The 12,399-nt window shown below is 69.4% G+C and carries 12 protein-coding genes; 6 read left to right on the top strand and 6 right to left on the bottom strand.

Annotation, left to right across the window (positions count from 1 at the left end; all coding sequences use genetic code 11):
• Nucleotides 1-67 precede the first annotated feature (67 nt).
• The 4 genes from ACXMDP_RS05585 to ACXMDP_RS05570 are packed head-to-tail and all read left to right on the top strand — an operon-like array spanning nt 68 to nt 4,789.
• Entirely contained in the window at nt 68-1,087 is a 1,020-nt protein-coding gene (locus ACXMDP_RS05585; protein WP_255099786.1) for an ABC transporter ATP-binding protein, read from the top strand.
• A 40-nt stretch (nt 1,088-1,127) separates the two neighbouring features.
• Nucleotides 1,128-2,000: an ABC transporter permease gene (locus tag ACXMDP_RS05580; RefSeq protein ID WP_259728806.1), complete on the top strand. Its 873-nt coding sequence runs from the start codon at nt 1,128-1,130 to the stop codon at nt 1,998-2,000.
• An 8-nt stretch (nt 2,001-2,008) separates the two neighbouring features.
• Entirely contained in the window at nt 2,009-3,982 is a 1,974-nt protein-coding gene (locus tag ACXMDP_RS05575) for a hypothetical protein (protein WP_259728807.1), read from the top strand.
• Nucleotides 3,983-4,039: 57 nt separating this feature from the next.
• Nucleotides 4,040-4,789 (top strand): N-acetylmannosamine-6-phosphate 2-epimerase, encoded by a 750-nt coding sequence (locus ACXMDP_RS05570; RefSeq protein ID WP_259728808.1) that lies wholly within the window; start codon nt 4,040-4,042, stop codon nt 4,787-4,789.
• Nucleotides 4,790-4,826: 37 nt separating this feature from the next.
• On the opposite strand, the gene groL is transcribed toward ACXMDP_RS05570, so the two are convergent.
• Entirely contained in the window at nt 4,827-6,491 is a 1,665-nt protein-coding gene (groL, locus tag ACXMDP_RS05565; RefSeq protein WP_259728809.1) for a chaperonin GroEL, read from the bottom strand.
• A gap of 159 nt (nt 6,492-6,650) precedes the next feature.
• Between groL and ACXMDP_RS05560 the strand changes: the two genes are divergently transcribed.
• The gene (locus ACXMDP_RS05560; protein ID WP_144036866.1) at nt 6,651-6,890 is read left to right on the top strand and encodes a hypothetical protein; all 240 of its coding nucleotides are present in this window, start codon (nt 6,651-6,653) and stop codon (nt 6,888-6,890) included.
• A 15-nt stretch (nt 6,891-6,905) separates the two neighbouring features.
• Here ACXMDP_RS05560 and fabG read toward each other — a convergent pair whose 3' ends face one another.
• Genes fabG through ACXMDP_RS05545 form a run of 3 tightly spaced genes read right to left on the bottom strand, consistent with a single transcriptional unit; the run spans nt 6,906 to nt 9,760 of the window.
• Complete coding sequence (fabG, locus tag ACXMDP_RS05555; protein ID WP_259728810.1) at nt 6,906-7,664, bottom strand: 3-oxoacyl-[acyl-carrier-protein] reductase; 759 nt, start codon at nt 7,662-7,664, stop codon at nt 6,906-6,908.
• 47 nt (nt 7,665-7,711) lie between these two features.
• Nucleotides 7,712-8,839, bottom strand: coding sequence for a potassium channel family protein (locus tag ACXMDP_RS05550; RefSeq protein WP_259728811.1), 1,128 nt, complete (start codon nt 8,837-8,839; stop codon nt 7,712-7,714).
• A 39-nt stretch (nt 8,840-8,878) separates the two neighbouring features.
• Complete coding sequence (locus tag ACXMDP_RS05545) at nt 8,879-9,760, bottom strand: glycosyltransferase family 9 protein (RefSeq protein ID WP_259728812.1); 882 nt, start codon at nt 9,758-9,760, stop codon at nt 8,879-8,881.
• A 76-nt stretch (nt 9,761-9,836) separates the two neighbouring features.
• On the opposite strand from ACXMDP_RS05545, the gene ispD reads away from it, so the two are divergent.
• Nucleotides 9,837-10,523 (top strand): 2-C-methyl-D-erythritol 4-phosphate cytidylyltransferase, encoded by a 687-nt coding sequence (gene ispD / locus ACXMDP_RS05540; RefSeq protein WP_259728813.1) that lies wholly within the window; start codon nt 9,837-9,839, stop codon nt 10,521-10,523.
• Here the strand turns inward: ispD and ACXMDP_RS05535 are convergent.
• Together ACXMDP_RS05535 and ACXMDP_RS05530 are read right to left on the bottom strand one after the other, a co-directional pair.
• On the bottom strand, nt 10,507-11,466 hold the full coding sequence (locus tag ACXMDP_RS05535; RefSeq protein WP_259728814.1) for a S66 peptidase family protein: 960 nt from the start codon (nt 11,464-11,466) through the stop codon (nt 10,507-10,509). The two genes, ispD and ACXMDP_RS05535, sit on opposite strands and share 17 nt — an antisense overlap.
• Entirely contained in the window at nt 11,463-12,344 is an 882-nt protein-coding gene (locus ACXMDP_RS05530) for a 4-hydroxybenzoate polyprenyltransferase (RefSeq protein ID WP_259728815.1), read from the bottom strand. The genes ACXMDP_RS05535 and ACXMDP_RS05530 overlap by 4 nt, the downstream gene beginning before the upstream one ends.
• Between the last annotated feature and the right edge of the window lie 55 nt (nt 12,345-12,399).

Below are 12,399 nucleotides of genomic sequence, written 5' to 3'. Positions count from 1 at the left end.
AGAGCCGCTTGATGGGGCTCCTTTCTAGATTGGTTCTCCTTTCCAACGGGCGCAAGCCTGCTCAGCGGTGCCAGACGCGGTGATTGAGCTGCAGCAACTCACCAAACGCTATGGACCGGTGGAGGCCCTCCAGTCGCTCGATCTGAGTGTGCCGCGGGGGTGCCTCTACGGCTTGCTGGGTCCGAACGGAGCCGGCAAGACCACCGCCCTGCGCATTCTGTGCACCCTGCTGGCCCCCGACAGCGGCAGGGTGATCGTGGCGGGCCACGACGCGCTCAAGGAACCGCGCCAGGTGCGGGAACTGCTGGGCTACGTGGCCCAGGAAGTGGCGATCGACAAGATCCTCACCGGCCGGGAGCTGCTCCAGCTTCAGGGGGCGCTTTACCACCAGCCCGCCCGCCTGCTCGCTCCTCGCATCGAGGAACTGGTGGAGCGCATGGGCATGGGCGACTGGATCGACCGGCGCTGCGGCTCCTACTCAGGCGGGATGCGTCGACGCCTCGATCTGGCCTGCGGCCTGCTGCACAGCCCCGAGCTGCTCGTGCTCGACGAACCCACGGTGGGCCTTGACATCGAAAGCCGCGCTGCCATCTGGCAGGTGCTGCGTGAGCTGCGTCAGGCCGGCACCACCGTGCTGCTGAGCAGCCACTACCTGGAGGAAGTGGATGCGCTCGCCGATCGTCTCGCCATCATCGACGGCGGCCGCGTGATCGCCGAAGGCAGCCCCAGCTCGCTCAAGGAGGCCCTGGGCGGCGACCGGGTCACCCTGCGCGTGCGTGAATTCAGCGACGAGAACGAAGCCGGCCACGTCAGTGAGCTGCTTCAGGCCTGTCCCGGCGTGCGGCAGGTGGTGGTGAACCGGGCCCAGGGCCACTCGCTGAACCTGGTGGTGGAACACCAGGCCGTGATCGAGCAGTTGCGCCGCCAGCTGGAGGCCGCCGAACTGCCCGTCTTCTCGCTGGCCCAGAGCCAGGCCAGTCTTGATGATGTGTATCTGCAGGCCACCGGCCGCACCCTGATGGACGCAGAGCTGGCGGTCGCCGGCAGCCGGGATGCCAAAGCCGAGCGCAAACAGGCCATGCGCTGACCCGCCACCCCCTCGTCCCACCCTCCGACACCCTTCGGCCATGACCAGCGCCTCCACCCTCCCCACCCAGCCGCCCCTGCCAGCCCTACAGGCGGCCAACCGTTCCGCCCTGGCCGACGTGACGCAGGAAACCCTGGCGCTCACCCGCAGGCTGTTCCTCCAACTGGCCCGACGGCCCACCACGCTGGTGGCCGGCGTGCTGCAGCCGCTCATCTGGCTGGTGCTGTTTGGGGCCCTCTTCGCCAAGGCGCCGGAAGGTCTGCTGCCCGATGGCATGAGCTACGGACGCTTTCTCGGTGCGGGGGTGATCGTGTTCACGGCGTTCAGCGCCGCTCTCAATGCCGGCCTGCCGGTGATGTTCGACCGGGAATTCGGCTTCCTCAACCGGCTGCTGGTGGCACCGCTGCGCTCCCGCAGCTCGATCGTGCTGGCCTCGGTGCTCTACATCACCAGCCTGAGCCTGGTTCAGAGCCTGGCGATCATGGGCACCGCAGCCTTGCTCGGTTATGGCTGGCCCGGCACCGCCGGGCTGGCGCTGGTGCTCGTCACCCTGCTGCTGCTGGTGTTCGCCGTCACGGCCATGAGTCTGGGGCTGGCTTTCGCGCTGCCCGGCCACATCGAGCTGATCGCGGTGATCTTCGTGGCCAACCTGCCCCTGCTGTTCGCCAGCACGGCCCTGGCCCCGATTTCCTTCATGCCCACCTGGCTGGGCTGGCTTGCCGCCCTGAATCCTCTTACCTTCGCGATTGAACCCATTCGTGCGGCCTATGCCGGCCACCCCTCCCTCGGCGACGTGGTGCTGATTGCTCCTTACGGGGAGCTCACCGGTGCCACCTGTCTGGGCGTGCTGGCTCTGCTGGCCATCGGATTGTTCCTTCTGATCCGGCCTCTGCTGGATCGCAAACTCAGCTGAGCCCCGCTGTGAACCCGTCCCCTTCCCTGCCTGCGCCCGTTCTGCCCCGACCCCAGCAGAAACGGCTCTCCGAGCGCCTGGTGCTGAAGGGTGCCCTCGACCGCAGGGATGAGGGAGCAGTGGCCTGGCTGTCGCTGCGCTGGGTGCACCGCCATGGCGTCGAGGCTCTCTCGCCACTGATGCAGGAGCTCACTGCCGGCGATGCCTCACTGAAAGGTTGGTGGCACGACCACCTGCATGCCACGGCCGTTCCTGCTGCTGCTCCTGGCCCCGCCGTTGCTGTGGTTGATGGAGGGTCTCCAGAGGGGGCCGTGGATGCTGCTGCTGGTGCCTTTGCTTCTGCGCCGGCTGCAGGGGCAGTGGCTTCCGAGGAGGCAGCTCCAGTGGTGGCCTCAGCGGTGGATTCGGCCTCCCCAGCCGATTCGACGTCTGCAGCAGTAGCAACACTTAGCGTTGCATCGGTGCAGGTGGCGCCTGGATTTTCCTTTGCGGAGATCACCCTGGAGGCGGAGCCGCAGGAGGTTGAGGAACCTTCGACAGAGCTGGTGCTCAGCTTTGCGGATGTTGCCGGCCTTGAGCCCGCCATCCCCTGCGAGGGAAGTACGAGCACGGAGCCGGTTCCCAACCTTGACGTGAATGCGGGCGTGGATTCTCAGATCAGCCCGGCAAGCAGCGATGGCGGTGATCCCGGGATCGCCGGCGAAGGTGCCGCTTCCGCAGAGCCAGCTGCTCAGCCCGGCGTGCCTGCGCAGGCACCGATTGAATTCCTGGGCCAACCACTCGCCTTTGATCCCTGGCTTGAAGCTCCCGCCGTTTCAATCCCCCCGGTTGAGAACCCAGCGGAGCACCCGGCCTCACGCACCAAACCGCCTGCGGACGATCTGGCCTCCAACGCCGAGCCCTCTGCGATCGGAGCTGGTGCGGTGCTGGGCGCTGAGAGCCATCTCACGGACATCCCGCCCACCGAGAGTTCCATCAACGAAGGCCTGCTCAGCAATCAGCTTGCTGCCAGGGAGCTGGTGGGCCAAGACGGTTCCATCGAAGCCGTTGCTCCCGCAAACGAAACGCCTCCGAGCGTTTCCACCGCCGCGCCCGTGACCGATGACCCTGGCGCAGAGACACTCTCTGCCGCTGCTGCAGTCCCGGGGGATCAGGCCCTCGATGGCTTAGCCCAATGGCCACGTCCTGTCCCGGAGTTCTCCTCCGATCCAGGGACGCACGTTCCTCCCTTCATCCCGGCTCGGCCTGCGGCGGCAGGGGTGTTCAGCTTCGGAGCCGAGTCTCTGGTGACGGCCCCACAACCCGTCTGGCCCCCGTCGGGCGAAGCCACTGCTGCCGTTCCAGGGGCTGACCCAGTGGCCGTTGCTCCCGCTGCTGACCTCCACGAGGTTGCTCCTGCTGCTGAACCTGAAGGTGCTGAGGCGCCTGTCGCGCTGGTGGCCTCGCTCCCCGCCGAATCCAGCCCCACACAGCCGGAAGCCCCCGAACCAGAGCAGGCTCCGATCTGGCAGCGCCCACTGGCCCGGGTGAAACACCTGGTCCGCGTCTGCGTGGAAGAAGTGGTGAGCACCTTCCAGACCATGGACAGCGACCGCAACACGGTGTCAGGCAGCGAGACAGTTTCCGCCAGCGACAACGCTTCAACCAGCACCACTGCTGCGGCCCGCGGCCCTGCTCAGTTCGGCGACACGTTCCAGCCCCGGGGCAGCGGCCAGGCCCGTGGCTCCGCTCCCGCCAGCACCTCGCCAACAGGACAACGTCCGCCGCTGGAACCGGACCGCCCTGCCGGCCCAGCCCGCCGCAGCGCCACGGAGATCGCCCCGGAGCTCACGCCCCAGGGCCGCACCCCACCACCCCTGCGCGAGCGGGCTGCGGCTGCCGTCGCCGGCCGGCCGGCCCCCGCTCCTTCCCATCCCGGTCTGGCCTCGCTGCGCTCCTGGCTGCCGGATGACTCCTCCTCAGAGGACACCCGCAGCAGCTGACGCGGCCGTCAGTCTGGGCTGCGGCAACCGGCCCCTTGCCCCTTTTCAGCTCCCACCATGCCCCCTGCCTCTACGCCCCTGGGGGCCCCTTCTGCCATCACCGGCGTCACACCTGCGGAGCGGCTGGAGAGAGCGGCCGTGCAGGGTGGGTTGATCGTTTCGGTGCAGGCGCCTGAAGGCTCGCCGCTGCGGGATCCGCTGGTGATCGCCGCCATGGCGGAGGCCAGCCTTGCCAACGGAGCCATCGGCGTGCGCCTTGAAAGCCCCGAGCACATCGGTGCCGTGCGGCGCCGCTGCCCACAGGCGCTGATCGTGGGGTTGTGGAAGCGCAGCTTCCCTGGCAGCCCGGTGTACATCACGCCCGGCTGGGAAGAACTGCTGGCGGTGTGGGCAGCAGGAGCCGATGTGGTGGCGATCGATGCCACCGAGCGGCAACGGCCGGGCGGACAGCCACTGGCCGAGCTGATCGAGCGAGCCACGACGGAGCTTGGCGCACCGCTGATGGCCGATGTGGACAGCGTGGCCAACGGGGTGCAGGCCGCGGCCCTCGGCTGCCGCTGGGTGGGTACCACCCTGTACGGCTACACGGAGAGCACGGCAGGGCTGCGGCCGCCGGCCTGGGATCTGCTGGGGCCGCTGCGCTCTGCCCTGCCGGCAACCACCACGCTGATCTGTGAAGGCGGCATCGCCAGTGCGGAGCAGGCGCAGCGGGCGCTGCAGCGGGGAGCCGACGCGGTGGTGGTGGGGACCGCCATCACCGGCGTGGATCTTCAGGTAGCCGCCTACGTGCAGCAGCTGAGCCGCTGAACGGCTGAGCTGCTGCTGAGCTCTCAGGGAGCAGGGCTCACATCATGCCGGGCATGCCCATGCCGCCCATGCCACCCATTCCTCCCATGCCGCCCATTCCCTCCATACCGCCACCACCGGCAGGGGCGGGAGGTTCGGGCTTGTCGGCGATGACAACTTCGGTGGTGATCAGCAGCGCAGCGATCGACACCGCATCCTGCAGGGCCAGGCGCACCACCTTGGCGGCATCGAGAATGCCGGCCGTCATCAGATCTTCGTAGGCACCGGTGAGCGCGTTGTAGCCCTTGCCCAGCCGCAGCACATCGGCCACCACCACATCGCCGTTGGCACCGGCGTTCGCGGCGATCTGACGCAGGGGAGCGGAGAGGGCACGGCAGAGGATCTCGGCGCCGGTGCGCTCGTCGCCCTGGAGCCCGGCGATCCAGCCTTCGAGTTCAGCGGCCAGCTCCATCAAGGTGCTGCCGCCGCCGGGCACGATCCCCTCCTCCACCGCCGCCCGGGTGGCATTGAGGGCATCTTCGATGCGCAGCTTGCGGTGGCGCAGCTCGGTTTCGGTGGGGGCCCCCACCTTGATCACCGCGACGCCACCGGCCAGCTTGGCGATGCGCTCACTCAGCTTCTCGCGGTCGTAGTCGGAGTCGGTGACGGACAGTTCACGGCGGATCGAGGCCACCCGCTCAGCCACGGCGTCGCGGTGATCTTCGGTGCCCACGATCGTGGTGGAGTCCTTGCTGATCGTGATCCGGCGCACGCGGCCCAGATCGGCGAGTGTCGCCTTGTCGAGCGACATGGAGCGGTCTTCGCTGATCAGCGTGGCGCCGGTGAGCACGGCGATGTCCTGCAGGGCGGCCTTGCGGCGATCGCCGAAAGAGGGGGCCCGCACCGCCGCCACCTGCAGCACACCGCGGGTCTTGTTGACCACGAGGGTGGCCAGGGCTTCACCTTCCACCTCTTCCGCAAGGATCACCAGCGGGGCGCCGGCGCGCGAGACGGCCTCCAGCACCGGCACGAGATCGGTGATCGCACTGATTTTGCGGTCGGTGACCAGCAGCAGGGCGTTCTCGAATTCGCACACCTGGCGCTCACCATCGGTGACGAAATAGGGAGAGGAATAGCCGCGATCAAAGGCCATCCCTTCGGTGACCTCCAGTTCGGTGGCCAGCGAGCGCGATTCCTCGACTGTGATCACCCCATCGGTGGTGACCAGCTGCATGGCTTCGGCCACCATGCGGCCGACTTCCTCATCGCCACCGGAGCTCACCGTGGCCACCTGACGGATCGCTTCACCGGCCACCGGGATGGCGCGGGTCTGGATGCCCTCCACCACCCGGGCCAGGGCTTTTTCCATCCCGCGGCGCAGGCCGACGGGATTGGCGCCGGCAGCCACGTTCATCAGGCCGTCATGAACAAGCGCCTGGGCGAGAACGGTGGCGGTGGTGGTGCCGTCTCCGGCCTGGTCCTTGGTCTTGCTGGCCACCTGCTGGATCAGCTTGGCGCCGATGTTCTCGAAGGGATCCTCGAGCTCGATCTCCTTGGCGATCGTCACGCCGTCATTGACGATGTCGGGGGCGCCGAACTTCTTCTCGAGCACCACATTGCGCCCCCGGGGGCCGATGGTGACCTTCACCGCATTGGCCAGGGCGTTCACACCCTTTTCAAGGGAGGTGCGGGAAGCATCCGAAAAGCTGATCAGTTTGGCCATGGGCGTGGAAATAGGCGCGCCTGGGGCAAGCCCTGGAAGTGCGTTCAGATTCCCATAGCGCCCTGTGGCCAGCGGGATGGCTGCGGTGGGGAAAGCCGAATGCGTTTGCACATTCCCATGGCACGGGCAACGGCGGCTGACCCCCGATAGGGTCGGGGCATGGAGGACTCCCTCAGCACCAGCCTCGCTGACGCGCTCAGCGACGTGACCTCGGACCCGACCATGGCGGGCACCAGCGCCATGGCCTTCCTGCTGATCGCCGGGCTGGGGCTGCTGATGGCCCTGGTGTACGTGCCGATCCGCCTGTTTCTCACCATCACCGCCCGCAGCCGCCGGCTGCGCCTGCTGCAGCGGATCCGCCGGCTGCGCGATGAGCTCGTGCAACCGATCGAGAGCTAAACCTCCCCGGCCCGCTCAGCCCATCACCATGCCGCCATCCACCTGCAGCACCTGGCCGGTGATGTAGGCAGCGGCGGGATCGGCGGCCAGGAAACGCACAGCCCCGGCCACCTCCTCCGGCTGGCCCATGCGTCCGAGCGGGATGGCGGCCAGGATCGGCTCCTGGTTGAGCTCGCTGGTCATGTCGGTGGCGATGAAGCCAGGGGCGACGGCGTTGACGGTGATGCCCCGGCTGGCGAACTCCGCTGCGGTGCTGCGGGTGAAGCCGATCACGCCGGCCTTGGCGGCGCTGTAGTTGGCCTGGCCGGGATTGCCTACCAGACCCACCACCGAGGTGATGTTGATGATGCGGCCGCTGCGGGCCTTGAGCATGGAGCGGCTCACGGCACGGGTGCACAGGAACACGCCGGTGAGGTTCAGATCGATCACGCTCTGCCAATCGCTGGTCTTCATGCGCAACAGCAGGCCATCGCGGGTGATGCCGGCGTTGTTGACCAGCACATCCAGCCGGCCGCTGCGTTCCAGCACGGCTTTCACCAGCGCGTCCACCTGCTCTTCCACCGACACATCGGCCGCCAGGGCATAGGCGCGGCCACCGGCGGCGGTGATCGCGTCCACCACGGCCTCGGCAGCAGTGGCCGAAGCGGCGTAGTTCACCACCACCTCGGCGCCGGCCGCAGCCAGCTCCAGAGCGATGGCACGGCCGATCCCACGGCTGGCACCGGTCACCAGGGCGACCTGATCGGCCAGGGGAGCGGCGCTGGACACGGGCATTCGGAAGCTGGCGATGGCGGCGATCGTATGCGGCCGCCTCGCCAGGCCTACCGCTCCATGGCGTCCATGCTCACCAGTGCCGGCCCCAGCAGCGCACCGAAGCGGGCCAGCTGCTCCTTGCTGCCCAGCACCACCAGCAGCTGCCCTGGCGCCAGGCGCAGATCACTGCCGGGGTTGGCGATCAGGCGGGGCTGATCCTCCCGGTAGGCCACGCCGCGGTAGTAGCTGATCACCGGCTCGGCAGGGGCCGGCTGACGGATCGCAAGCACCAGCACGCCGGTCTGGCGGCCCAGCTGCAGTTCCGCCAGGCTGCGGCCGTTGATGGAGACCATGCGCTGGGGATCGTCCGTGAGCTGGAACTCCTCCACCTCGCAGTCGGAGCCGGCCAGCAGCTCCATGAAGCCCACCGCCAGCGGCCGCAGGGCGGTGGCCGCCATCGTGCGCCCGCCTGCCACATAGGGGCTGACCACCTGATCCGCGCCGGCCAGCCGCAGCTTGCGTGCCGCTTCCTCGCTGTCAGAGCGGGCGATCAGGCGGCAGCGGGGGGCGATGCCGCGGGCGCTGAGCACCACATACAGATTGGCGGCGTTGTTCGGCAGGGCGGCCACCAGGCTGCGGCACTGATGAATGCCAGCCTCCACCAGGGTTTCGTCCAGGGTGGCATCGGCCTGCAGCACGGGCAGACCCCGCTCCTCGGCGGCCTGCTTCTGGGCAGTGTCCATCTCCACCACCACCAGCGGCACGCCTTCGGAGACGAGCTGATCGGCGATCTCGCGGCCGATACGGCCGTAGCCGCAAAGGATCACATGGTTGTCCATCATGCTCAGCCAGTTCTTGAAACGTCGTTCGCGCAGCCGGCGGAAGTAGCCCGATTCGCTCAGCCCCAGCAGGCTCTGGATGGTCACCTGCACCACCACCAGGCCGCCCACGATCGCCAGGGTGGTGACGACCCGGCCGGCCGTGGAGAGAGGCTGCGTGGTTCCGTCGCTCCAGCCCATGGTGCTGAGCGTGACCACCACCATCCAGTAGCAATCGCCCCAGTCCCAGCCTTCGGTGAGCCTGTAGCCGGCGGCAGTGACGTTGATCAGCAGCGACAGCGCCAGCACCGGCGTGCGCCAGGGCTGCCGGGAGGCCGTGGAAGGAGCCGACCGGCGGCGGCGAGGTGAAGGGATCATGGTTCGCCACCAGCAGCCTGCTGCCCCTTGGCCGCAGGATCAGGCCATCCCCAACGCCAACAGCACCTCGGCAACGCTCAGCTGATCAAGGGATCCAGGGCTGCCGACCCCTTTTACCCCCTGACGCGGCGGCAGGCTGTCGCTGCTGCGACCCAGCGCCACCAACGGCGTAGCCGTGAGCAGGGCCAGTTCGGTGATCACCGGGTCGCTGCTGAGCACCACATCAACGGCAGCCACCTGGGCCGCCAGCTCCTGCGGCGTGGCCCCAGCCGGGGGCGTCACCACGCGCAGGTTGGGGAGGCGGGAGCGGATCGCCGCCGGCAACGCCTGCCAGTGGGCGGCAGGCCAGTCGGCAGCGGCGGCCGCCGGCCTGGGCGCCAGCAGCAGCAGTGGACCATCCCCCACCGGCAGGGCGGCGGCAGCGCCTTCCAGCGCCTTGGGCTTAAGCCGCAGACGGAAGGCCTCGGCATCGAGCGGGATCTCCAGCGGGCGCAGCCAGCTCTCGTACTGCTGGTTGGGCCAGCCGCCGGTGGGCGACTGGCTGCCGTTGACGGATCCGGCCGTGCCTGGGGCAGGCACCCGCACGGTCGCGGAGAAGCCGCCGGCGGCGATGCGGGTGGGGATGTGGGTGAGGGAAAGCAGCAGATCGATCGGCCAGCCGGAGGCGAGGTTGAGGCAGAGCTGGAAATCGGGCTCGCGCACAGCGCCGAGCAGGTTGGCCCAGTCCGCCAGGCTGACGCCGGTGTCAAAGCTGTAAGGGAGCACCTTCTCCACGGCCGGCAGCAGCTTCCAGATGGACACCTGGGCCGGGGGGCAGGCCACCTGAACGGTGGCCCCCAGCTGGCTGGCTGTGGCGGCCACCGCCGGCATGGCCTGAAGTTGGGTGGCGCCGCTGCCCGGGATCAAAAACAGAACTCGCATCAGGCGGCAGCGATCGGGTTTCGGGCGGGCTGATTGTATGAATCTGATCCGATTTCGATGTGTTCGGGAGCCGCTTGTGCATTTGCTGATCGCCGCGGCCGGCAGCGGCAGGCGTATGGGGTCGCAGCGCAACAAGTTGCTGCTCCCCGTGGCCGGGCGCGCCGTGCTCGCCTGGACCCTGGACGCGGTGCTGGCCTGTGAGGCGATCCAGTGGATCGGGGTGGTGGGCCAACCCGTGGATCAGGCGGATGTGGAGGCGATGATCGCGGCGGCGCAGCCCGATCGCCCCGTGCGCTGGATCGAGGGGGGCGACACACGCCAGGAATCGGTGAGCCGCGGGCTGGCGGCCCTGCCCGCCGCTGCAGGCGCCGTGCTCATCCACGACGGAGCCCGCTGCCTGGTGGAACCGGAGCTGATCCGCCGCTGTGCCGCGCGCGTGCACGCCGGCGAGGCCGTGATCGCCGCCACCCCCGTCACCGACACGATCAAGCGGGTGGACGGGCAGCAGGTCATTCTCTCCACCCCCGACCGCAGCGAGCTGTGGGCAGCCCAGACCCCCCAGGGCTTTCCGCTCGAGCGGCTGCGCCGGGCCCATGCCCAGGCGGAGCAGGCGGGCTGGAGCGTCACCGACGACGCGGCCCTGTTCGAGCGACTGAGCTGGCCGGTGGGGGTGATCGAGGCGCCCCCCTCGAACATCAAGCTCACCACCCCCTTCGATCTCACCATTGCTGAGGCGGTGCTTGCCGCTAGGGCAGCAGGCTGAGCGCGCCGTCACCCAGCCGCGCGCGTACGCCCAGCGGCAGGGCCCCATTGCCGGGCGCATGCCCCAGCGGCAGGCCCGCCAGCACGGGAATGCCGAGGTCGGCGGTGCGCTCCCGCAACACCTGCTCGAGGCTGAAGCGCTGGGACGCAGCCTGGGGCCTCTGAAGGTCAGGGCCCTCGGCTTGCGGTTCCATGTCTTGCAGTGCCTGCGCCTGCGCCACCCCCGCCGCCGGCGCCTCGCTCTCGGGGTCTTCACATGCCTCGAAACTGCCGAAACCGATGCCAGCCAACCGCTGCAAGGCGCCGCACAGGCGCCAGTGGGTGAGCATGCGCTCGATCCGGTAAGGCGCTTCGCCCACGTCCTCGAGCACGAGGATGGCGCCGTCGAGTGCCGGCAGGTGGGGCGTGCCGAGCAGGTGGGTGGCCACCGTGAGGTTGCCCACCAGCAACGGACCCTGCGCCACCCCCGCACACCAGGTGTCCCCGGTCAGGGGGGGCACGGGCTCGCCGAACAACAGCGCCCGCAGGCGCTCGCGGCTCCAGTCGGGTTCAGCCGCCAGGGTGGTGACCAGCGGCCCATGCACCCCGCCCGCCTGGCCACGGGCCTGGCGGGCCCAGAGCAGGGAGGTCACATCAGAAAAACCCAGCAGCCAGCCGTCGGCCTCCGGCAGGGGCTGCTCCAGCAGGCGGGCGGCTCCCCAGCCGCCCCGCACGCAGGCCAGCAGCGGCGCCGGCTGCAGATCGGCGCGGCGCTGCTGGTCGTGGCCGGCCAGATAGCCCCAGCGACGGGCGGGATCGAAGGGCATCTCCACCGTGAGGCCCCAGCTCTGCAGCACCGCCACTCCCTGCTGGAGGCGGCCCATGTCAGCCAGGGCGGAGCTGGCCGCCACCAGACGCACGCGATCACCACGCCGCAGGGCTGGCAGCGGGCCGGCGGCGCTCACGGCAGCCTCCCGACCACCAGCGCCAACCAGAACACCCCGCCCAGCAGCACCTGGCGGCTGAAGTGCTGCGCGAAGCGGGAGCGCGGCGGCGTGCCCCGCAGGCGCCAGGCTTCGCTCTGCATGCCCAGCGAGGCGGCAGCCCACAGCAGCCAGAAGGGCCAGCTCACTGTCTGCAGCGCGGCAGCGGCGGCCAGCAGCAGCGACGTGAGCCCATAGCAGAGGGCCACGGCGCCGGGGGCGGCCGCACCCAGGGTGAGCGCACTGCTACGGATGCCGAGCGCCGCGTCATCGCTGCGGTCCGACATGGCGTAGACGGTGTCGAAGCCGAAGGTCCACAGCAGGGTGGCCAGCCAGACCAGCAGCAGCGGCCAGCCGCCGGCCAGATTGCCGCTGGCGGCGGCCCAGGGGATCAGCACCGCGAAGCCCCAGCACAGGGCGAGCACCAGCTGGGGGAAGGGGAACCAGCGCTTGGCAGAGGGATAGAGCAGCACCGGTGGCAGGGCGAGCAGCGCCAGCTGCAGCGACAGTTGCCGCCCGGGCAGTGGCAGCAGCAGCACCACCGCCAGGGCCAGCAGCAGGCACAGCAGCAGCAGCAGCACGGCACTGGGCACCCGCACCCGGCCACTGGCCAGCGGCCGCTGCCGGGTGCGCTCCACCAGCGGATCGATGCGGCGGTCCCAGAGGTCGTTGGCGACACAGCCCGCACCGCTCACCGCCAGGCCTCCCACCACGATCAATCCCACCAGCGAGGGGAGAGGCGGGCCCTGCGGCAGCAGCCAGAGGGCCCAGCCGGCCGGAATGAGCAGGATCAGTCGACCGCTGGGCTTGTGCCAGCGCAGCAACTCGATCCACCCCCGCAGGGCTCCGAGGATGTGCATGGAGGGAGCGTAGAACCGGGGTTCACCGGCCCTGCAATGGCAAAGTGACGCCGAC

This window comes from Cyanobium sp. ULC065 (assembly GCF_977927515.1).
Note: the sequence above shows the minus strand (reverse complement) of the source record. Positions and strands in the feature narration are given on the sequence as shown.

Coding starts and splice junctions, on each gene's coding strand:
- ACXMDP_RS05580 (WP_259728806.1), top strand. CDS start 1,128: ATGACCAGCGCCTCCACCCTCCCCACCCAGCCGCCCCTGCCAGCCCTA.
- ACXMDP_RS05545 (WP_259728812.1), bottom strand. CDS start 9,760: ATGCGAGTTCTGTTTTTGATCCCGGGCAGCGGCGCCACCCAACTTCAG.
- groL (WP_259728809.1), bottom strand. CDS start 6,491: ATGGCCAAACTGATCAGCTTTTCGGATGCTTCCCGCACCTCCCTTGAA.
- ACXMDP_RS05550 (WP_259728811.1), bottom strand. CDS start 8,839: ATGATCCCTTCACCTCGCCGCCGCCGGTCGGCTCCTTCCACGGCCTCC.
- ACXMDP_RS05570 (WP_259728808.1), top strand. CDS start 4,040: ATGCCCCCTGCCTCTACGCCCCTGGGGGCCCCTTCTGCCATCACCGGC.
- ACXMDP_RS05560 (WP_144036866.1), top strand. CDS start 6,651: ATGGAGGACTCCCTCAGCACCAGCCTCGCTGACGCGCTCAGCGACGTG.
- fabG (WP_259728810.1), bottom strand. CDS start 7,664: ATGCCCGTGTCCAGCGCCGCTCCCCTGGCCGATCAGGTCGCCCTGGTG.
- ACXMDP_RS05530 (WP_259728815.1), bottom strand. CDS start 12,344: ATGCACATCCTCGGAGCCCTGCGGGGGTGGATCGAGTTGCTGCGCTGG.